The sequence below is a fragment of the Methylotenera sp. genome, assembly GCF_029946165.1.
Lineage (GTDB): Bacteria > Pseudomonadota > Gammaproteobacteria > Burkholderiales > Methylophilaceae > Methylotenera.
This window is the reverse complement of sequence record NZ_JAQSDZ010000008.1, coordinates 35,947-57,690: the sequence shown is the minus strand read 5'-3', so window position 1 is coordinate 57,690 and position 21,744 is coordinate 35,947. Positions and strand designations below refer to the sequence as shown.

At 43.7% G+C, this 21,744-nt stretch carries 16 protein-coding genes and 1 tRNA gene; 10 read left to right on the top strand and 7 right to left on the bottom strand.

The window, feature by feature from the left end; translation table 11 throughout:
- Positions 1-121 precede the first annotated feature (121 nt).
- Positions 122-667 (bottom strand): YaeQ family protein, encoded by a 546-nt coding sequence (locus PSV17_RS05745; protein ID WP_300480534.1) that lies wholly within the window; start codon positions 665-667, stop codon positions 122-124.
- Positions 668-798: 131 nt separating this feature from the next.
- Between PSV17_RS05745 and ettA the strand changes: the two genes are divergently transcribed.
- Complete coding sequence (gene ettA / locus PSV17_RS05740) at positions 799-2,463, top strand: energy-dependent translational throttle protein EttA (protein ID WP_300480532.1); 1,665 nt, start codon at positions 799-801, stop codon at positions 2,461-2,463.
- 67 nt (positions 2,464-2,530) lie between these two features.
- Here the strand turns inward: ettA and PSV17_RS05735 are convergent, their stop codons facing one another.
- From PSV17_RS05735 to argS, 4 genes are all read right to left on the bottom strand, one after another.
- Positions 2,531-3,322, bottom strand: coding sequence for an SDR family oxidoreductase (locus PSV17_RS05735; protein WP_300480530.1), 792 nt, complete (start codon positions 3,320-3,322; stop codon positions 2,531-2,533).
- A gap of 211 nt (positions 3,323-3,533) precedes the next feature.
- The gene (locus PSV17_RS05730) at positions 3,534-4,178 is read right to left on the bottom strand and encodes a thiol:disulfide interchange protein DsbA/DsbL (protein WP_300480527.1); all 645 of its coding nucleotides are present in this window, start codon (positions 4,176-4,178) and stop codon (positions 3,534-3,536) included.
- Between the two features lie 149 nt (positions 4,179-4,327).
- A complete protein-coding gene (locus tag PSV17_RS05725; RefSeq protein WP_300480525.1) occupies positions 4,328-4,963 on the bottom strand; it encodes an SPOR domain-containing protein in 636 nt (211 codons plus the stop codon).
- A 26-nt stretch (positions 4,964-4,989) separates the two neighbouring features.
- Complete coding sequence (gene argS / locus PSV17_RS05720) at positions 4,990-6,660, bottom strand: arginine--tRNA ligase (protein WP_300480522.1); 1,671 nt, start codon at positions 6,658-6,660, stop codon at positions 4,990-4,992.
- Between the two features lie 84 nt (positions 6,661-6,744).
- Between argS and PSV17_RS05715 the strand changes: the two genes are divergently transcribed.
- The 8 genes from PSV17_RS05715 to hemE all read left to right on the top strand — a co-directional run bounded on the left by PSV17_RS05715 (position 6,745) and on the right by hemE (position 19,614).
- Positions 6,745-8,943, top strand: a complete 2,199-nt coding sequence (locus tag PSV17_RS05715; RefSeq protein ID WP_300480519.1) for a primosomal protein N' — start codon at positions 6,745-6,747, stop codon at positions 8,941-8,943.
- 73 nt (positions 8,944-9,016) lie between these two features.
- Positions 9,017-9,090 (top strand) — tRNA-Gly (locus PSV17_RS05710).
- 29 nt (positions 9,091-9,119) lie between these two features.
- On the top strand, positions 9,120-9,983 hold the full coding sequence (gene thiD, locus PSV17_RS05705; protein WP_300480517.1) for a bifunctional hydroxymethylpyrimidine kinase/phosphomethylpyrimidine kinase: 864 nt from the start codon (positions 9,120-9,122) through the stop codon (positions 9,981-9,983).
- A gap of 125 nt (positions 9,984-10,108) precedes the next feature.
- Positions 10,109-10,756 (top strand): thiamine phosphate synthase, encoded by a 648-nt coding sequence (gene thiE / locus PSV17_RS05700; protein ID WP_300480515.1) that lies wholly within the window; start codon positions 10,109-10,111, stop codon positions 10,754-10,756.
- Positions 10,753-12,036, top strand: coding sequence for a glutamate-1-semialdehyde 2,1-aminomutase (gene hemL, locus PSV17_RS05695; RefSeq protein ID WP_300480513.1), 1,284 nt, complete (start codon positions 10,753-10,755; stop codon positions 12,034-12,036). Before thiE ends, hemL begins: the two co-directional genes overlap by 4 nt.
- Before the next feature lie 228 nt (positions 12,037-12,264).
- Positions 12,265-16,920 (top strand): glutamate synthase-related protein, encoded by a 4,656-nt coding sequence (locus PSV17_RS05690; protein WP_300480511.1) that lies wholly within the window; start codon positions 12,265-12,267, stop codon positions 16,918-16,920.
- 85 nt (positions 16,921-17,005) lie between these two features.
- The gene (locus PSV17_RS05685) at positions 17,006-18,433 is read left to right on the top strand and encodes a glutamate synthase subunit beta (RefSeq protein ID WP_300480508.1); all 1,428 of its coding nucleotides are present in this window, start codon (positions 17,006-17,008) and stop codon (positions 18,431-18,433) included.
- 116 nt (positions 18,434-18,549) lie between these two features.
- Positions 18,550-19,614, top strand: coding sequence for a uroporphyrinogen decarboxylase (gene hemE / locus PSV17_RS05680; RefSeq protein ID WP_300480506.1), 1,065 nt, complete (start codon positions 18,550-18,552; stop codon positions 19,612-19,614).
- Between the two features lie 49 nt (positions 19,615-19,663).
- Here hemE and PSV17_RS05675 read toward each other — a convergent pair whose 3' ends face one another.
- Positions 19,664-20,260, bottom strand: coding sequence for a cytochrome b (locus PSV17_RS05675; protein ID WP_300480504.1), 597 nt, complete (start codon positions 20,258-20,260; stop codon positions 19,664-19,666).
- Positions 20,261-20,370: 110 nt separating this feature from the next.
- Between PSV17_RS05675 and PSV17_RS05670 the strand changes: the two genes are divergently transcribed.
- Positions 20,371-21,297: a quinoprotein relay system zinc metallohydrolase 2 gene (locus tag PSV17_RS05670; RefSeq protein WP_300480502.1), complete on the top strand. Its 927-nt coding sequence runs from the start codon at positions 20,371-20,373 to the stop codon at positions 21,295-21,297.
- Between the two features lie 72 nt (positions 21,298-21,369).
- Here PSV17_RS05670 and PSV17_RS05665 read toward each other — a convergent pair whose 3' ends face one another.
- Positions 21,370-21,738 carry a DoxX family protein gene (locus PSV17_RS05665; RefSeq protein WP_300480500.1) on the bottom strand — a complete coding sequence of 123 codons (369 nt, stop codon included), beginning with the start codon at positions 21,736-21,738 and terminating at the stop codon, positions 21,370-21,372.
- Positions 21,739-21,744 lie beyond the last annotated feature (6 nt).

The window sequence follows — 21,744 nt, the reverse complement described above, 5'->3', positions numbered from 1 at the left end:
GCTCTGAAGTATGATTACTAACAATCAATGACTTAAGAGTGCTTTTAGGGTACAACTTTATTATGGTTGATCATGAGCCATAGTTCAAAAATTGCCTTCATAATGCAGAATCAGTAAGAGCCTAGTAACTACTAGGTGCTTTCAAAATCACAGGCGTAATGTCTAAAGTGCCGCCGTCATGCCCCACCATCATTTGCCCATCTTGAATGGTGCAGCTGATATTAAAGCCCTTCTGTGCAATATTGGCGAGTTCTTTTGTTTCAGGTAAATTAATCACAGTGAGGTTGTTGGTTTTAAGTAAGGCTTTGCTGTTAGCCGCCCACCACATATCCGCCACTCGTCCACCGTAAAGCACTACAACCACTTGCTTGGCACGCCCTGCCGCTTTGCGAATATCTTTTTCAGTTGGTAAGCCAACATCCATCCATAATTCGATGGCGCCAGTGAGGTCTTTTTGCCATAAATCTGGCTCTTCCTCATCGCTTAAGCCTTTGCCGAACGTCAATGCTTCATTGGCGTACATGACAAAACCAATTACCCGCACCATCACGCGCTCATCGGTTTCTGATGGGTGCTTAGCAATGGTTAAATTGTGTTGCTGGTAGTAATTACGATCCATATCTGAAACTTGCAGATCGATTTTGTAAATTGTGGATTTAATTGCCATTTAATTGCTGCCTTTTATTGTTGGCACATTATACCTACATTACTCATAAGGAATGCTCTGAGTGACTGATAGCGAGCATCTATCCCTGCTTTCTGTTAAGCTTTCATTTTTTAAATTAGTAAATCACCATCATGGCTCAATATGTAATGTCTATGCTCCGCGTGAGCAAAATCGTTCCTCCTAAAAGAACTATTATTAAAGATATTTCTTTATCTTTTTTCCCAGGTGCAAAAATTGGTTTGTTGGGTTTAAATGGCTCGGGTAAATCTACCGTGCTGCGCATTATGGCGGGCGTGGATAAAGAGTTTGAGGGCGAAGTGCAATGGCAACCCAATATGACGATTGGTTATTTGCCGCAAGAGCCGCAATTAGACCCAGAAAAAACCGTGCGTGAAGAAGTTGAATCAGGCATGGGTGAAGTGATGGAGGCGCAAGCCAAGCTAGAGGCTGTGTATGCGGCTTATGCTGAACCAGACGCAGATTTTGACAAGCTGGCTGAAGAGCAAGCCAAGTGGGAAAACATGATTGCGGCGAGCGGTAGCGACTTAACTACGCAACTAGAAATCGCCGCAGATGCGCTGCGTTTACCGCCTTGGGATGCAAAAATTGGCCCGTTATCAGGCGGTGAAAAACGCCGTGTGGCTTTATGTAAACTATTGCTTTCTAAGCCGGATATGCTGCTGCTAGACGAGCCAACCAACCATTTGGATGCAGAGTCTGTGGAATGGCTAGAACAGTTCTTGGTGCGCTTCCCAGGCACTGTGGTGGCGGTAACGCATGATCGATACTTCCTCGATAATGCGGCTGAGTGGATTTTAGAGCTAGACCGCGGCCATGGTATTCCATGGAAAGGCAATTACTCAAGCTGGTTAGATCAAAAGCAAGCGCGTTTGGCGTTGGAAGAGTCACAAGAGTCTTCACGTCGCAAAGCCTTGAATACCGAGTTAGAGTGGGTGCGCCAAAACCCAAAAGCACGCCAAGCCAAAAGTAAATCACGTATTGCCCGCTACGAAGAATTAGCCAGTGCCGAATACCAAAAACGTAACGAAACGCAGGAGATTTTTATTCCCGCAGGTGAGCGGTTGGGCGACCAAGTTATTGAATTTAATGGCGTGAGCAAAGCGTTTAAAGACCGTTTATTGATTGATAATTTGAGCTTCAGTGTGCCTGCAGGTGCGATAGTCGGCATTATTGGCCCAAACGGCGCGGGTAAATCTACACTGTTTAAAATGATTACAGGCAAAGAAACCCCTGATAGCGGCGAAGTAAACATCGGCCAAACCGTTAAAATGGCCTATGTAGACCAAAGCCGTGATGCACTGAGCGATGCCAAAACCGTATTTGACGAAATTTCAGGTGGCTCAGATATTCTTACCGTCGGCCGTTACGAAACACCATCACGCGCTTACATTGGTCGCTTCAACTTTAAAGGCGGCGACCAGCAAAAAATCGTTGGTCAGCTTTCAGGGGGTGAACGTGGACGCTTGCATTTGGCTAAAACGCTTATTTCAGGTGGCAACGTGTTATTACTCGATGAGCCATCAAATGACTTAGACGTGGAAACTTTACGTGCGCTAGAAGATGCCTTACTAGAATTTGCAGGCTGCGTATTGGTGATTTCACATGATCGCTGGTTCTTAGACCGTATCGCGACGCACATACTAGCCGCAGAAGGCGAATCACAATGGACATTCTTTAACGGAAATTATCAGGAGTATGAGGCCGATAAACGCAAACGCTTGGGTGAAGAAGGCGCGAAACCTAAACGTATTCGTTATAAACCAATCGCACGCTGAAACTTTAAATAACTTGCCCTGAAAGCCTCATGGATATTGGCTTGCAGGGCAGGTGATTTTTTATTATTTACAACCAATCCCAATCTAAGCGCTTCTTATGAGGCGCTTTTTTCATGGCAAAATCCCATAGAAATGGTGGTATTAAGCGCATAAATCTTGCCACCCAGCCCATTTGCCATGGAATCACACAGAAGCGGCGTTTGTTTTCAACGGCATTGGCAAACTTACCTGCAAATACATCTGCATCCATTAAAAATGGCATTTTGTATTGATTCACGTCTGTCATCGGTGTGCGAATATAGCCTGGTGCAATGGTGGTGACGGCAATATTGTGTTGCGCCATTTCTACACGTAGGCTTTCTAAATAGCTGATGGCGGCGGCTTTACTTGCGCTGTAAGCACCTGCGCCTGGCAAACCGCGAATGCCAGCGACACTTGCAACGCCGACTAATTGACCTTGCCCTGCTTGACGCATAGCGGCAATAAACGGTTGAAAGGTATGCACCAATCCCATCACGTTAATATCCATAATTGCTTGAAAGGCGGCGATGTCCTCAGCATGTTCGGTTAACGTGCCTCGGCTCACGCCCGCACAGCCAATTACAATGTTTGGTGTGCCATGTTGTTGCATAAAATCACTAGCAGCGTTGGCTAGTGCGACATTGTCCCGAACATCTAGCGGGTAAATGGCGCACTTAACTTTGTAGATATTTTGTAGCTTAGATTGCAGGTTTTGTAAGTGCTCACTACGTCTGGCAACTATGCCGATTGTGGTGTCTTCATTCTCATAGCGTTTAGCATATTCTATGGCGAGTGCCTCGCCTATGCCGCTGGAGGCGCCTGTGATAAAAACTTTCATTGTGTAGCCTTGATGATGAGCGTAATTGAAATTGAACCCTTGTGCAAAGTTCTGTAGTTGCAAAGGTTTGTGAATGACTATAAATATTATAGACGTAAAAAACCCGTTTATACCAAGAGGCAGAAACGGGTTAATTGGTTACTAAAATCTTGTAAAAATCACCGATTAAACATTCTATGGAAAAAGGACGTTAACCAGTTTGACTCTTCAACTACTTTTTTGCTGGAGTCTTTCCTTTGCTAGCGCGAACGTTTCCTACAATATAATCAACCGTTTTAAGCGCTTGTTCATTACCGCCAGCCATTGTGCTAGATGTAATGAACTGACCATTGATAATAAAGCTAGGCACGCCAGTTGCACCAGTTGCGCGGAAGAAATTAGCCGCTTGGTTTAATTTATTATTCATTGAGAATGATTTAAATGCGGCCTCAACTTTTGCTTTGTCTAAGCCACTTTTTTTAGTCATCCAGTCAATGGCTGCTGCTTCATTGGTAGGATCTAGTGATTTTTCTTTGTTAATGGCATCAAACAAAGCGGTGTGCAATTTGTCAGATAATTTTAAGTCTTCCATGGCATAGAAAGCTTTTGCCATAGGCGCCCAAGATGGATTAGGCAAGCCAGGTACGCGCTTGAATGTTACGTCTGCTGGTAATTTTTTTACCCATGCGTTAAGGATAGGATCCATGTGGTAGCAGTGGATACAACCGTACCAAAATATTTCAGTCACCTCAATTTTAGCTGGATTGTCTGTTTTGATGATTTCTGCGGTTTTATCGAACTCTTGACCCAGCTGTGGATCTGCTGCTAACACATTGAATGAGGCTAACAACATTAATGCGGCCAACAATTTTTTCATATTTAACATTCCTTTTAACTTTGTTTTATTAACTATCTAAATTAATGCTTGATACTTCTATGCTCATTTGCATACCAACGTGTGACTATACGTTTGGCTGACAATTCAATCCAAGAAATTATAGTCAATATTTATAGTGACTTGTCTAACTACTGATTTTCGTTATTTACTTTAATCAAGTCAGCGTTAAAGCCGTTGCTGATTAAGTCTGTTTTGGTTTTATTGATTTGGTCTAAATCACTCAACGGACCTACTCGCACACGATGCCAAATGCCTTTGTCAGGGATAGTTGCGGTCTGAACTACTGCCTCAAACCCTTGCAAAGCAAGTTTAGCTTTCAAATTATCTGCTTCTTCATCTGTTTGAAAAGCACCCACTTGTAAAAAGTAGCTTTTTTGAACAACGGGTTGCTGATCTGTGGCTTTGATTTTATTTTCTTCTTCTTTGCTTACTTTACTCTCACTGCCCGGCAAAATCGTGTAAAAATCAAAACGTGTTTTGTCGTCCCCGTTTTCATTGCTATCTGCGGCTGTTTGTTTTTCTTTCTCTGCTGCGGCTTTTGCAGCTTTAGCTTTAGAGTCCGCAATAATTTTATCCGCCAATGGCGTTTTAGGCTCTTTTTCGATTTGCTCGCCAAATGGGCTATCGCCGCCTTTAATAAACATCACAACGCTGAGTGATGCCGCTATACCTAACAAAATGCCGACTAATAGACCCGTTAAAAAAGGATTGCCTTTGCTACTTTTTTTTGTTCTTTCTGGGCTTGGTTTGTAATCTCTACTCATAATTTTCTAATGTCCTTGCATTTGTATTACATTTTTTCGGGTGCACTTACGCCAAGTAAATCTAAACCATTTTTTAACACTTGCTGTGTTGCGCTAATCAAGCTTAAGCGCGCTAGTTTAACGGTTTCATCTTCAATTAAAAACTTATATTCGTTGTAATAACTATGCAAATCGCTCGCTAAATCTTTTAAATAATTGGCGATTACATGCGGCGCAAGCTCAGTAGCGGCATTGGCAACGGTTTCAGGGTATGAACTTAAACGTTGCATCAGTGCAGTTTCATGCGGATTATTAAGCGGGCTTAAATCTACACCATTTAACTGCGTTGCAACACCGCCCCATTGGGTTAATACACTGCAAATACGGGCATGCGCATATTGAATATAGAACACAGGGTTGTCATTGGTTTGCGCTCTTGCTAAATCAATATCAAACACTAATTGTGAGTCAGAGCGACGCGCCGCTAAAAAGTAACGGGTTGCGTCACAGCCTACTTCTTCAATCAAATCTCGCAACGTCACATAACTACCCGCGCGTTTTGACAGTTTAACCTCTTCGCCGCCGCGCATCACTGTCACCATTTGGTGCAATACATAATCAGGCCAGCCGTCTGGAATTCCTGCATCTAAAGCCTGTAAACCAGCACGCACTCGGGTAATGGTGCTATGGTGGTCAGCGCCTTGTTCGTTAATTACACGTACAAATCCCCTATTCCATTTGTCTAAGTGATAAGCGACATCGGGTACAAAATATGTGTAGCCACCTTCAGACTTACGCATCACACGATCTTTATCGTCGCCAAAGTCTGTGGTTTTTAGCCATAAAGCATTGTCCAACTCATAAGTGTGACCGCTTTTAACTAACGCTTGAACGGTTTCATCAACTTTACCTTCTGAGTAGAGCGCGCTTTCTAATGAAAATACATCAAACTTGATTTGAAAAGCTTTTAAATCCAAATCTTGCTCATGGCGCAAATACGCTACAGCAAACGTGCGCACGGCATCTTCATCGCTAATATCACCGTTTGCAGTCACTTGCATGTCATCTGCCGTTACAGTTTCTTTGTTAAGAAACGCGTTGGCGATGTCCATAATATAGTCGCCACGATAACCGTTTTCTGGGAAGCTGGCATCGTCGGTTGGAATACCTTTGCAGCGCGCTAATACAGAAATCGTCAGATTATCGATTTGCGCGCCAGCATCGTTGTAATAAAACTCGCGTGTGACATCCCAGCCGTTTGCATCTAACAGGCGCGCCAAGCAATCGCCTACTGCCGCACCACGCCCATGACCAACATGTAGTGGGCCAGTCGGGTTGGCTGAAACAAATTCAACTTGTACTTTCTGAGGCTTACCATTTTCATCTTGACCAACATTATTACGACCAAAGTTCGCGCCAGTTTTTAAAATGTCGTTCACAACAGCTTGTTGCGATTGCGCATTTAAAAAGAAGTTAATAAATCCTGCGCCCGCGATTTCAGTTTTCGCGATATAGTCACTGGCTGGCAATGCTTCGAGAATTTGTGTGGCAATTGCACGCGGATTTTGTTTAAGCGGTTTAGCTAAAATCAAAGCCAAATTAGTTGCAAAATCGCCATGCTCGGCAGATTTTGGGCGTTCAAGTAAAATGGTCGCTTCAAATTCAGGCGCAATAGTTTTTGCGGCTGCGGTCAGTAATTGGGTAAGATGTGTTTTCACAATAGTTGCATAACATGCTAAAACCGCTATTTTAACCTACTGTCGCCATTTTTACTTTAATCAGTTGATTTTCTAAACATAACTTTGCCCAAATCCATCCTAAAAATTGCCTTAGATGTGCCATTAGATCGCTTATTTGATTATTTAAGTGGTGGTCAAGCTGCGCAAATTGGTCAGCGCGTACTTGTGCCATTTGGCCGTAGAAGCCAAATTGGTATTGTGATGGGCTTTGCTGAAACTAGCGAATTTCCGATAGAAAAGCTCAAGCCGGTGACGCAGGTATTTGCCGATGAGTTGCCAATTAATACTGAAACGTTAAATTTGATTAAGTTTAGCGCGGATTATTATCAGTATCCGTTTGGGCAAGCTTTGCTATCTGCCCTGCCCTCAAGGTTACGACAAATAGCGCCAGCGGTTTCACGTAAACAATATGCCTATCAGTTAACGGATTTTGGTCGCATGCAAACCATTGAGCAAATTCCTAAGCGCCAAATGGTTACGCGCCGCGTCTTTGAGGCTTTGCAAGCGTCTGAAATGTTGACGGAAGTTGAGCTGGATACAATATCGAGTAGCGCACGTAAATCAGCAAAGCAGTTGGTTGCCGATGGTTGGGCAATGGCGAAACAAGTACAGGCAGACTTGCGCGTTTTGGAGCAGCCATCAGCTACCGAGCCAGATTTGAATGATGAGCAAGCGCACGCCGTTGAGCAGATTGTGCAAGCTGCAAACAGCTTCAAATCATGGCTACTTCATGGCATTACAGGTAGCGGAAAAACTGAAGTCTATATTCGGTTGATGCAACATTTTTTGGCTGATAAAGATGCGCAAGTATTGGTGCTAGTGCCAGAAATTAATCTTACGCCACAGCTAGAATCTCGCTTCAGAAGCCGCTTCGCCAAAATTCCATTAGTCAGTTTACACAGCAATTTGAGCGAGAGTGAACGCTTACATCATTGGCAAATGGCGCAATCAGGCGCTTCTAAAATCATCATCGGCACACGGCTTTCAATTTTTACGCCTTTACCTAATTTAAAGCTCATTATTATTGATGAAGAGCATGATGGTTCTTATAAACAGCAAGACAGCATGCGCTACCATGCACGTGATATTGCTTTGGTGCGCGCTAAACGTTTGAATATTCCCGTTGTGCTAGGTTCTGCCACGCCCGCGCTAGAGAGTTGGCATAATGCAACTGCAAATAAATATAATTTACTTAGCTTAAATCAGCGTGCGGTTACGGCGGCGCAGTTGCCTAACATTGAATGTATTGATACGACAAAAGTGAATCTGCAACAGGGTTTAACGCCGCAATTGATTGCTGCGTTAAAACTCAGGCTAGCGCGTAAAGAACAAAGTTTATTGTTTATTAATCGCCGTGGTTATTCACCCGTTTTGTTATGTTCCGCTTGTCATTGGATAGCGCCGTGCATGCGTTGTAGTAGCCGCTTGGTGGTGCATTTAGGCCAACGAAAACTGCGCTGCCATCATTGCGGGCATGAGCAAAAAATTCCGTTGCAATGTCCAAGTTGCGGCAATGCAGATTTACACCCAACAGGGCACGGCACGCAAAGGCTAGAGCAAACCTTGGCGCAATTGTTACCTACTGCGCGAATCGCCCGAGTTGACCGCGATAGCATCAGCCGAAAAAATGCTTTGGTCGAGATTTTAGATAAAGTACACAATCAAGAAATTGATATTTTGGTGGGTACACAAATGCTCGCCAAGGGGCATGATTTTCCAAATCTGACCTTGGTTGGCGTGATTGATACGGATAGCGCGTTGCATAGCCCAGACTTTAGAGCGAGTGAGCGCCTGTTTGCGCAACTTATGCAAGTAGCTGGGCGTGCAGGTCGGGCATATAAAGCTGGGCAAGTCATTATTCAAACGCAGTTTCCAGAGCATGTATTATTTAACGCCCTGCGCAGCCAAGATTATGTGAGCTACGCCAATGCCATGCTACAAGAGCGCGAGCAAGTGCAATTCCCGCCTTATGTGTTTATGGCGTTATTGCGTGCAGAAGCGAATGACTTTCAATTGGTACAACAATTTTTAAATCATGCCTTCAAATTAGCGCGAGGATTTAGCAATGATGTCACAGTATATGACCCAATCCGCCCACAAATGGAACGCTTAAAAGGCATGGAGCGCGGCCACGTATTAATGCAAACAAGCAATAGGGCTGCATTGCAAAAGCTGCTTAGAAACTTGGTAAGTCAATTACGAGGTCAAGCCATCGCCGCTAAAGTGAGATGGGCGATTGATGTTGATCCATTAGAGTTTTAAAGCTCGGCTCGTGTCATTAAGTATTAATCGAACTTACTCGCATGAACTAAATTACAGTAAAATATGCATTCTTGCGGGATTGGTGAAATGGCATCACGAAACTTTCCCAAAGTTTAGTCGCGGGTTCGATTCCCGTATCCCGCTCCAATTATGTAATCTTTAGCGTATAAACAATTATGGCCAATCAAGCACCTCCTTCAGTTTTAACCTTTGCGGGCACAGACCCTAGCGGTGGCGCGGGTTTGCAGGCGGATATTCTCACGTTTGCGAGCATAGGTTGTCATCCACTTTCTGTGGTGACTGCCGTTACCGTACAAGACACACGCGGTGTTGATGGCGTGTTGGCGATGGATGCTGATTGGGTGAACGATCAAGCGCGAGCGATTTTAGAAGATGTTCAAGTCTCTGCATTTAAGCTTGGTCTATTAGGTTCAGTTGAAAATATCGCGGTGATTGCTGAAATTATGGCGGATTATCCTGATATTCCATTGTTGATAGACCCAATTTTAACCTCTGGTCGTGGCGATGATTTAACCAATGACGACATGATGGATGCGATGATTGAACTATTGTTTCCACAAGCTACGTTAATAACGCCAAATAGCTTAGAAGCGCGTCGATTAGCATTTGCTGATGCAGAGGATGAAGTGTCGTTATCCTCGCTAGATGAAGCCGCTGCGCGTTTACTGGAAATGGGTAGTGAATACGTGCTAATCACTGGCACACACGAACGCAGTTTAGAAGTCACAAATACATTGTATGGTGAAAATAAACTTATTAAGGCCTACAAATGGGAGCGATTGGCAGGTAGCTATCATGGCTCTGGCTGTACACTTACCAGTGCAATTGCCGCCTGTATGGCACATGGTTTGAGCATGGAAGAGGCAGTAATGGAAGCGCAAGAATATACTTGGCAAACCCTTAAAAATGGCTTCAGGCCTGGTATGGGGCAGTTTATTCCAGACCGCATGTTCTGGGCGCGCGATGAAGAAGATGCCGTTGTGAATAGTGGTGGTGATAGTAGTGTTAAAACGCATTAATGTATTTAAAATTACCTGTTGGAGTGGCTTGTAGCCGCGAAGCATGGCAGTCATCAGCACCAGTGCTCGCGGCTATAAGCCGCTCCTACAAGTAGTCACGTCATTCTGAGCAAAGCAAAGAATCCATGCAGTCAAATAAAATTCACGGTTTATACGCAATCACACCAGACGAAGCTAACACCGATTTGTTGCTAGCTAAAGTAGAAGCCGCACTCCAAGGCGGCCTCAGCTTATTGCAATATCGCAACAAGAACGCAAGCTATGACTTACAAACTTATCAATCCCGCGCAATTCAGCCATTATGTAAGCATTACCAGGTGCCATTCATAATTAATGATTCAGTAGAACTTTGCTTAATGCTTGATGCAGATGGTGTACATATAGGTGCAGATGATGGCAACATCGCAGAAGTTAAAGCAAGGTTAGGCGCCAATAAAATACTAGGCGCATCATGCTACAACCGTTTTGATTTAGCGCTAAGCGCTCAACAATCTGGTGCAACTTACGTGGCATTTGGTGCTTGCTTTGCCTCAAGCACCAAGCCGCATGCACCTGTAGCAAGCTTAGAGTTGTTCAAACAAGCAAAAGCGCAATTAAGTATTCCAACAGTCGCAATTGGCGGTATTACGTTAGAAAATGCAGTATCGGTTATTAACTCAGGTGCCGATTCCATCGCTGTGATAAATGCAATTTTTAACGCTGATGACGTAAAATTAGCGGTTCAACAATTCACACACTTATTTAAAGAATCCAACTTTAAGGCAACGAAATGACCTCTATTAATCAAACGCTTTTTGACAAATCCCAAGAACTTATTCCTGGTGGTGTTAATTCACCAGTGCGCGCATTTCGTAGCGTGGGCGGTACGCCTATATTTTTCAAAAAAGGCTTGGGGTCTAAGCTTTGGGATGTGGATGGTAAGGAATATATCGATTACATCAACTCTTGGGGTCCGATGATTGTTGGACACGCGCATCCTACTGTGATTAATGCGGTACAAGAAGCGGCGGCAAATAGCTTGTCATTTGGTGCGCCTACGGGTTTGGAGCTTGAAATGGCGCAGCTCATTAATAAACTCGTGCCGAGTATGGAGCAGGTGCGCTTAAATAGTAGCGGGACAGAAGCGACTATGAGTGCGATTCGTACAGCACGTGGCTTTACCGGCCGCGATAAAATTGTGAAATTTGAAGGTTGCTACCACGGCCATTCAGATGGATTGTTAGTTAAAGCGGGTTCAGGTTTGTTAACTTTTGGCGAGCCAGATTCAGGTGGTGTGCCTGCCAGCGTTGCAGCGCACACGCTGACTTTGGAATACAACAATACACAACAATTAAAAGATTTGTTTGATAAAACAGGTGATGAAATTGCTTGTGTGATTATTGAGCCTGTTGTGGGTAATATGAACTTAATCGTGCCGCATATGGAGTTCTTGCAAACTTTGCGCGAGCTTTGCACAAAGCACGGCACAGTATTGATTTTTGATGAAGTGATGACGGGCTTCCGCGTGGCTTTGGGTGGTGCGCAAGCGCTTTATAACATCAAGCCTGATATGACTACGCTCGGTAAAATCATCGGCGGTGGCTTGCCAGTGGGTGCTTTTGGTGGTCGTAAAGATATTATGCAGTGCCTTGCCCCTGTGGGTAAGGTATATCAAGCGGGTACGTTGTCTGGCAACCCTGTTGCCGTAACAGCGGGCTTGAAAACACTCGAGCTTATTCAAGCGCCAGATTTCCACGCAAAGCTAACCGCGCAAACGCAAAAATTGGTGGATGGCTTAAAAGCCGCGGCAAAAGAAGCTGGCGTACTATTTAATGCACAAAGCGTGGGTGGTATGTTCGGTTTATATTTCTGTGAAAAATGCCCAACTTCTTACCATGAGATGATGCAATCAAATAAAGAGCATTTTAATCAGTTCTTCCATAGCATGTTGGATAGCGGCATTTATTTAGGTCCTTCTGCATTTGAGGCGGGCTTTGTTTCAGCCGCGCATAGTGATGAAGATATTGCTATCACTATTGCCGCCGCTAAAATGGCGTTCTCACAAATTAAGTAAAAACTGCCGCTTTAAATAGAACACTTTATTTTCATACACCCAGCCATTTCAGTATCACTGAATTGGCTGGGTGTTTTAATTTTAGTTTGCGCTTGCTTTTATTGGCTAATGAAGCGTCAAAAAACAAAAAAACAAAATTCAGTCTAATTTTTGCCCCTATCTTATTGAACACATAGGCATTTCACGGTAAACTTGAAGGTTCCGCTAAATGTTTTGTGATTAAATAATATGGCAACAGTTTTAAGCAACTCAAACAACCAAAATTTGAACAATCTGCATTCGAATCAGCCTGCTAAACAGGGCTTATATAGCCCTTCAAACGAGCGTGATGCTTGTGGTGTAGGTTTTGTGGCGCATATAAAAGGCAAAAAGAGCCACGAGATTGTGCAAAAAGGGTTGGAATTATTAACTAACCTTACTCACCGCGGTGCGACAGGTTATGACCCTAAATTGGGCGATGGCGCTGGTTTGCTGATGCAAATGCCAGATGCATTTATGCGTAAGGAGGCTGCAAAGTTAGGCATTAGCCTTCCAGAGGCTGGTCAATATGCTGTGGGAAATATATTTTTACCGCAAAATGCTAAATATCGTGAAGCTTGCGAAGCCTTAATCAGCAAAATCGTAGCTGAAGAAAATCAAACCTTACTTGGCTGGCGCGATGTACCGGTGGATAACAGCAATATTGCTGATGCAGCGCGTGATGTTGAGCCGACGATGCGTCAAATGATGATTGGTGCAAATGTTGCCGATCAAAACGTTTTTGAGCGTAAGTTATTTGTTATTCGCAAGCGCATAGAGCATGCGGTCCGTGCATTGAATTTACAAGATAAAGCCACGTTTTACATTCCGTCATTATCTTCACGTACCATCGTTTACAAGGGTATGTTGCTTGCTAATGAAGTGGGTGTTTATTACACAGATTTAAACGATGAAACTTTAGTTTCAGCTTTGGCGCTAGTACATCAGCGTTTTTCTACCAATACCTTCCCAGCTTGGGATTTAGCACATCCATTCCGCATGATTGCGCATAACGGTGAAATTAATACAGTTAAAGGTAACGTTAACTGGATGGCCGCGCGTCATGAAACAATGAAATCAAGCCTAATTGGTGAGGATTTAGAAAAATTATGGCCGCTAATTATAGAAGGTCAATCTGATTCAGCTTGCTTTGATAATTGTTTAGAATTGCTAGTGGCTGGTGGTTATTCATTGCCACACGCGATGATGATGTTGATTCCAGAAGCTTGGAACAACAACGCTATGATGGATGAAGAACGTCGCGCGTTCTACGAATACCACGCTGCTTTGATGGAGCCATGGGATGGCCCAGCCGCCGTGGCGTTTACTGATGGCCGCATGATTGGTGCCACATTAGACCGTAATGGTTTGCGCCCAGCGCGTTATTTAGTGACTGATGATGACCTCGTGATGATGGCGTCAGAAATGGGTGTGTTGACATTCCCGCAAGAGAAAATCGTTAAAAAATGGCGTTTAGAGCCAGGCAAAATGTTGCTGATTGATACCGAGCAAGGCCGTATTATCGGTGATGCTGAGGTGAAAAGTGCGCTTGCGAAGGCTAAGCCTTACAAACAGTGGATTGAGAAAACACGTTACTTCTTAAGCGATATGCCTAAAGTAGATGGCGGCCTTGAAATGGCGGCTAGTCTGTTGGATACGCAGCAAGCTTTTGGCTATACCCAAGAAGATATCAAATTCGTGATGCAGCCGATGGTGCAAAACGGTGAAGAAGGCGCTGGCTCAATGGGTAATGATGCGGCTTTGCCAGTCTTATCTGCAAAACCAAAGTTACTTTACAACTATTTCAAACAGTTATTTGCGCAAGTGACTAACCCGCCAATTGACCCAATTCGTGAAGAGTTGGTGATGTCATTGGTAACATTCATTGGCCCAAAACCTAACCTATTAGGTGTGGATGAATCTACTCCACCAATGCGTTTAGAAGCAAGCCAACCAGTGTTGACTCTGGATGAGCTTGAGCAATTGAAAGCGATTGCAACACTTACGCAAAACCAATATAAATCTTTGGTGTTGGATATTACTTATCCTGCCAGCCTAGGTAAAGCTGGCATGGCGGCAGCTATTGCTAGCATTACGAGTGCCGCTGAAAATGCAGTGAAAAGTGGCTTCAATATTCTTATTCTTTCCGATAGAAATATCAGCGCAGACCGCTTAGCGACTCCTGCATTATTAGCTTGTTCAGCTACGCACGAGCATTTAGTGGATGTGGGTCTGCGTACTAGCGCAGGCTTGGTCATCGATACTGGCTCTGCGCGTGAAGTTCACCATTTTGCCTTGCTTGCAGGTTATGGCGCTGAAGCAGTTTGCCCGTGGTTAGCATTTGAAACCATTAAGCACATGGATGTTAAAGATCCGTATGCAGCCGCTAAAAACTTCGTTAAAGCGGTTGGCAAAGGCTTGTATAAAGTCATGTCAAAAATGGGTATTTCTACTTACCAATCTTACTGTGGCGCGCAGAAATTTGAGGCAATTGGTTTAAATACGGCTTTTGTAGAGCAATACTTTACTGGTACTACAACCAATGTTGAAGGTATCGGCCTAGACCAAGTGGCAGAAGAAGCTGAGCGTTTGCACTTGTCAGCATTTGGTGAAGACCCAGTGTTGGCTAACAGCTTGGATGCAGGTGGCGAGTACGCATTCAGAGTGCGTGGCGAAGAACATATGTGGACGCCAGATTCCATTGCTAAATTGCAACATGCAACCCGCACTAATCAATATGATACATATAAAGAATACGCTAAATTAATCAATGACCAAACGCGTCGTCACATGACCTTGCGTGGCTTGTTTGAGATTAAATCAGTCGGGGCGGCGATTCCGCTAGAGCAAGTAGAATCAGCTAAAGAGATTGTTAAACGCTTTGCAACAGGTGCGATGTCTCTTGGTTCAATTTCTACGGAAGCGCATGCAACTTTAGCGATTGCCATGAACCGCATTGGCGGTAAATCGAACACGGGTGAAGGTGGTGAAGATGCGAAGCGCTTCATTCCAGTTGCCACTGACACGACCATGGCGAAAGTCATTGGTAGCGATGTCATTGTGAAAGATATTCCGCTAAAAGCGGGCGATTCAATGCGCTCACGCATCAAACAAGTGGCCTCTGGTCGCTTTGGTGTTACGGCTGAATATTTGGCATCTGCGGATCAAATTCAAATCAAAATGGCGCAAGGCGCTAAACCTGGTGAAGGCGGTCAATTACCTGGTCATAAGGTGTCTGAATACATTGCGAAATTGCGTTTCTCAGTGCCGGGTGTTGGCTTGATTTCACCTCCACCACACCATGACATTTATTCAATTGAAGATTTGGCACAGCTAATTCATGATTTGAAAAATGCAAATCCTAAAGCGTCTATTTCAGTAAAGTTAGTGGCTGAAACTGGCGTAGGTACGGTTGCTGCTGGTGTGGCTAAAGCAAAATCAGACCATATTGTGATTGCAGGTCATGATGGCGGTACAGGCGCTTCACCAATTTCATCAGTGAAACATGCTGGCGGCCCATGGGAAATTGGTCTGGCAGAAACACAACAAACCTTGGTGCTTAACCAATTGCGCGGTCGTGTTGTACTACAAGTCGATGGTCAAATCAAAACAGGTCGCGATGTGGTGATTGGTGCTTTATTAGGAGCAGATGAATTCGGTTTTGCTACAGCGCCGCTAGTGGTTGAAGGTTGTATCATGATGCGCAAATGCCATCTAAACACATGCCCAGTAGGTGTAGCAACACAAGATCCAGAATTGCGTAAACGCTTTACTGGCCAGCCTGAACATGTGGTTAACTACTTCTTCTTTGTGGCTGAAGAAGTGCGTGAGTTAATGGCCTCTATCGGTGTTGCTAAGTTTGATGACTTAATCGGTCGTGCAGATTTGCTAGATATGCAAGCAGGGATCGATCACTGGAAAATTCAAGGTTTAGACTTTGCCAAAGTGTTCCACTTGCCAGAAATGCCAGCAACAGTTTCACGCAAAAATAATGATGTACAAGACCATGGCTTAGTAAACGCGTTGGATAACAAGTTAGTGAGCTTGGCGAATACCGCCTTAGAAACTGGTGCAAAAGTTGTATTAGATATACCAATTTCTAATACGAATCGTACGGTAGGTACTATGTTATCTAACCAAGTAGCTACGCGTTATGGCCATGCAGGCCTGCCTGATGACACGATACACGTCAACTTTACTGGTACTTCAGGTCAAAGTTTCGCAGCGTTCCTAGCTAAAGGCATCACATTTGAATTAACAGGCGAAGGTAACGATTACGTGGGTAAAGGCTTGTGTGGCGGGCGTATTATCATCAAGCCACCAGTCGCATTCCGCGGTATCGCGCATGAAAATATTATCATTGGTAATACTGTGATGTATGGCGCAACTACAGGTGAGAGTTATTTCCGTGGCGTTGCAGGCGAGCGTTTCTGTGTACGTAACTCAGGCGCATCTGCTGTGGTTGAAGGTGTTGGTAATCATGGTTGCGAATACATGACTGGCGGTACTGTTGTGGTGCTTGGTTTAACTGGTCAAAATTTCGCAGCAGGTATGAGCGGCGGCGTTGCGTATGTATATGACGAAGACGGTCTATTTGCAAAACGCTGCAATATGAGCATGGTTGCGCTTGAAAAAGTAGAGTGTGCAGATGCATGCGTAGACAAAGTACATCATTTAGATCAACCAGATGAAATCACACTAAAAGCATTGATTGAAAATCACGCTAAATATACTGGTAGCGTTCGTGCTGGTGACATGTTGGCTGATTGGGCAAACTACAGAACTAAGTTTGTCAAAGTGATGCCAAATGAATATAAACGCGCGTTAATCGAACTCGCTGAAGATAAAGCGCTAGTTGCAGCTTAATAACAGCATTAATTGGTTAATAACTGCTGGTAAAACAATAGCATGCGCAATGCAAAAAATTAAATATGGGTAGGGGCTTATTAGTATGGGCAAAGTAACAGGTTTCATGGAGTACGATAGACTGGCGGAAGCAAATCTGCCAGTGACTGACCGCGTTAAAAACTACAAGGAGTTTGTATTACATTTAAGCGATGCAGAAGCCAAGCAGCAAGGTGCGCGCTGTATGGATTGCGGTATTCCATTTTGTACTACAGGTTGTCCAGTCAATAATATCATCCCAGATTTTAATGACTTGGTGTATAGCCAAGATTGGAAAACAGCGATTGATGTGTTGCATTCCACCAATAACTTTCCTGAATTCACTGGTCGTATTTGCCCTGCACCTTGTGAAGCAGCCTGTACGCTCAATATCAATGCAGATCCTGTCGGCATTAAATCTATTGAACATGCGATTATCGATAAAGCTTGGGAAAATGATTGGGTTACGCCACAAATTCCTGCGCATAAAACAGGTAAGAAAATAGCCATCGTCGGTTCAGGTCCAGCGGGTATGGCAGCTGCGCAACAATTAGCACGTGTTGGCCATAGCGTTGTGTTGTTAGAAAAAAATAGCCGTATCGGTGGCTTGCTTCGTTATGGTATTCCAGATTTTAAAATGGAAAAATCACATATTGACCGCCGAATGACACAGATGGAAGCTGAAGGTGTTGAGTTCCGTGTGAATCAAAATGTAGGTGAAAACGTTAAAGCCGATGATTTGCTTGCTGAGTTTGATGCGGTGATCTTAGCGGGCGGTGCTGAGTATCCACGTGACTTACCAGTAAAAGGTCGCGAGCTAGATGGCGTGATGTATGCCATGGACTTTTTAACACCGCAGAACCACGTAGTGGCTGGCGATACTGTTGAAAACCAAGTGATGGCGAGCAATAAGAATGTGGTGGTGATTGGCGGCGGTGATACAGGTTCAGACTGTGTAGGCACTTCAAACCGTCACGGTGCGTTAAGCATTACGCAATTTGAGTTAATGCCGCAACCACCAGAAAAAGAAGATAAAAACTTGGTATGGCCTAACTGGCCACTCAAAATGCGTACCTCAAGCTCGCATGAAGAAGGTGCAAACCGTGATTGGTCTATCACTACTAAAGAGTTAATTGGCGAGAATGGCAAAGTTGTCGCTTTAAAAGGCGCTAAAGTTGAGTGGGTTAACGGCAAAATGGTTGAAATCGCTAATTCAGAGTTCACCATTAAAGCTGACTTGGTATTATTAGCGATGGGTTTTGTATCACCAGTGCAGAAATTGCTCGAAATTTTTGGTGTAGAAAAAGATGCTCGCGGTAATGCAAAAGCCACTACTGACGGCGCTGACAGCTATAAAACCAGCAAAACTAAAGTGTTCGCCGCTGGTGATGTGCGCCGTGGCCAATCATTAGTGGTTTGGGCTATTCGTGAAGGCCGTCAGGCTGCTAAAGCGGTGGATGAGTTCTTAATGGGTTCTTCTACATTGCCACGCTAAGTTGTGAGAGCAAATGAAATTTCTAATCCAAGTTTATAAACGATGATTAGATACAAAGGACGCGAAGTAGATTATTTTGCGTCCTTTTTTATGAGTTGAATATTTAGGTTAATACAATGAGTGAATTAAAAAACGATACGTTCTTAAAAGCGCTAATGCGCCAACCAACAGACTACACGCCAGTATGGATGATGCGTCAAGCGGGACGTTATTTACCAGAGTACAGAGAAAGCCGTAAAACCGCTGGTAGTTTTTTACAGTTATGTAAAAGCCCAGATTTTGCGACTGAAGTGACGATTCAACCATTAGACCGTTATCCGCTATTAGATTCGTCTATTTTGTTCTCAGATATTCTTACCGTGCCAGATGCCATGGGCTTAGGATTATATTTTGAAGAAGGCGAAGGCCCGAAATTTGAGCGCACACTGCGTGAAGAGGCTGATATTCTGAAGCTAGAAGTGCCAGATATGGCTAAACTCCAATATGTGTTTGATGCCGTAGCGCAAATTCGTAAAACGCTAGATGGTCGCGTACCTTTGATTGGCTTTTCTGGCAGCCCTTGGACTTTAGCAACTTACATGGTGGAAGGCAAAGGCGGTACAGACTTTTTAACGATTAAAAAAATGGCGTATGCCCGCCCAGATTTACTACACCATATTTTAGAGACGACAGCACAAACGGTGATTCAGTACCTAAATGCGCAAATCGCCGCAGGTGCTCAAGCTGTGATGATATTTGACTCGTGGGGCGGTGCGTTGTCACATGACGCTTACATTGAGTTTTCACTGAACTACATGCAAAAGATTGTTGCAGGCTTAACTAAGACTAATGACGGTCGCAAAGTGCCAAGTGTAGTATTTACCAAAGGCGGCGCCTTATGGTTAGAAGCGCAAGCTGAAATTGGCGCAGATGCCCTTGGCTTAGATTGGACAGTTGATATTGGTCAAGCGCGTAAACGCGTTGGTGATAAAGTCGCCTTACAAGGTAACTTAGACCCAGCTATTTTGCTATCAACGCCAGAAGCGATTGAGAAGCAGGTGGAAAATGTACTTCGAAGCTACGGTAAAGGTCATGGACACATCTTCAACCTTGGACATGGCATTACACAATGGACGCCTCCAGAAAACGCAGCAGCGATGCTGGAAGCGGTTAGAAAATACAGCAAGCAGTATCACCAATAAATAGAAAAGCCCGATTGAATCGGGCTTTTCTATTTGCACATCAATTTAACTAGAGTGACATACGTTTTAAAGTTTCGTCTTTATCAATAAGCTTATGTTTTAAAGCACCCGCAACATGCAGTGCAACGAATGCCAACAGCACAATACCAAGTAACTCGTGAGTGCTTTCAAAAATATCACGAATGCCTTTATTGTCAGCGCCTTTGATTAACTCTATTCCAAACCAGTTCACACTATATTTTCCGTAGATGCTCATTACTAAGCCCGTTAATGGTATGACAACCATTAAGGTATAAAGCAGATGATGTGTTCCTGTAGCGAGTTTTCGTTCTAACGCAGAATAAGATGTTAACAATGCTGGTGGTTTGTGTGCAATACGCCATAAGATACGGATAGCGATCAGCGCAAAAATGGTCAGACCTAACGATTTATGTAAATTGAAATAAAATGCTCTAGGTGTGATTTCTTGGGCCACTTGCCAAGAATAAATACCTAAGTCGAATAAATCAAAGGCCGTTTGTTTAGGCGCTTCTTTTGGAATTTCGGTCATAAACCAGCCTAAAATAAACATCCCAACAAGAAAAATAGCGATAAGCCAGTGAAGTATCACGGCGGTTTTGGTGTATCGAGTAGATGTTTGAATCATTGTGATATTCCTGTATATTAATTTTTTTGCTCTGTGTGACGCGCGTCACAGCGATAGATTGCAGAATAGCACATCATTCTATCCAATTATTTAAGCAACAGGAATGAAACATGCGAATTTTAATGATAACCCTTAGTCTGCTGGCGTTGGTGGGCTGTGCGCAGGTAAAAGCTGCGCATGATGACAACTTTGCAATTGAAAGTCTGGGCGATGGAATTTACGTACATCACGGCGTACATTTAGATATTGATGAGGGCTATCAAGGTGACATTTGTAATGCTAGCTTTATTGTAGGTAGCAAAGGTGTAGCGGTGATTGATACTGGCGGCAGTTTTAAAGTCGGCAAGCAGTTACACGAAGCTATACGCAAAGTCACGCCTTTACCAGTGCTATATGTGATTAACACGCATGTACACCCTGACCATATCTATGGCAATGCCGCTTTTCTAGTGGATAAACCACAATTTATAGGTCACGATAAACTGGCAAATGCCATGGAATTGCGTCATGAAGCCTATGCTAAATTAAACGCCAGATTGTTAGGTGCGGATGCACAAGCTAGCGAACTCGTTAAGCCAACAATGACCGTTAAATCGACACTAGCGCTTGATCTGGGTGATAGAAAGCTTACGCTAACCGCGCACCCTGTAGCTCACACCAATACAGATGTTTCAATCATTGAAAGTAAGGCATCTACGTTATTTACTGGTGATTTGTTGTTTATCGAGCGCACGCCAGTGCTAGAAGGTGACATAAAGGGTTTAATCACAGAAATACAAAAGCTGAAAAATAGCCCAGCCAAGCAAGTCGTTCCTGGTCATGGGCCCGTGACTAAAAACTGGATAGTAGCGCTAGATAATGAGGAACATTATTTAACCGTGCTTTTAGCAGATATACGCGCCAGCATAAAAAAAGGTGAGAGTATGGAATCTGCCATGAACACTGCGGCGGCATCTGAAAAGGGCAAATGGGTGTTATTTGATATCGCCAATAGGCGCAATGTGAATACGATTTATCCAGCGCTGGAGTGGGAGTAAACACGAGTAGTTGTCAGAGTCTTAGATAATAAAAAAGCGGCTAATAGCCGCTTTTTTTTGGTGAGATACCAATTATTTTTTCATGCTATCAACACTGAAAGCCGTGATAGGATTTAAATATAACATTAACAAACCACCTGCAATCGCTAAGTATTGAAGCACTGGCAAATGGAGTAAAACAGAAATAATCACCGCATAAATCGCCATGAATAATGCAAAAAACTTAGTTTTAAAACCTACCAATAGTGCTAAGCCACCAACTAATTGAATCAAAATAATTAAAGGTGCAAAAATACCTGGCAAACCTAAACTGCCTAATCCAGCTTGATATTGTGCATAACCATCTGGATTGCTAAAAAATCCAACCATGAGCATGGTCACTTGTAATAGGAAAACTTGTGCGAGTAAAATGCGAGCAAGTGCTGATAAATAACGTTGCATAAGTCA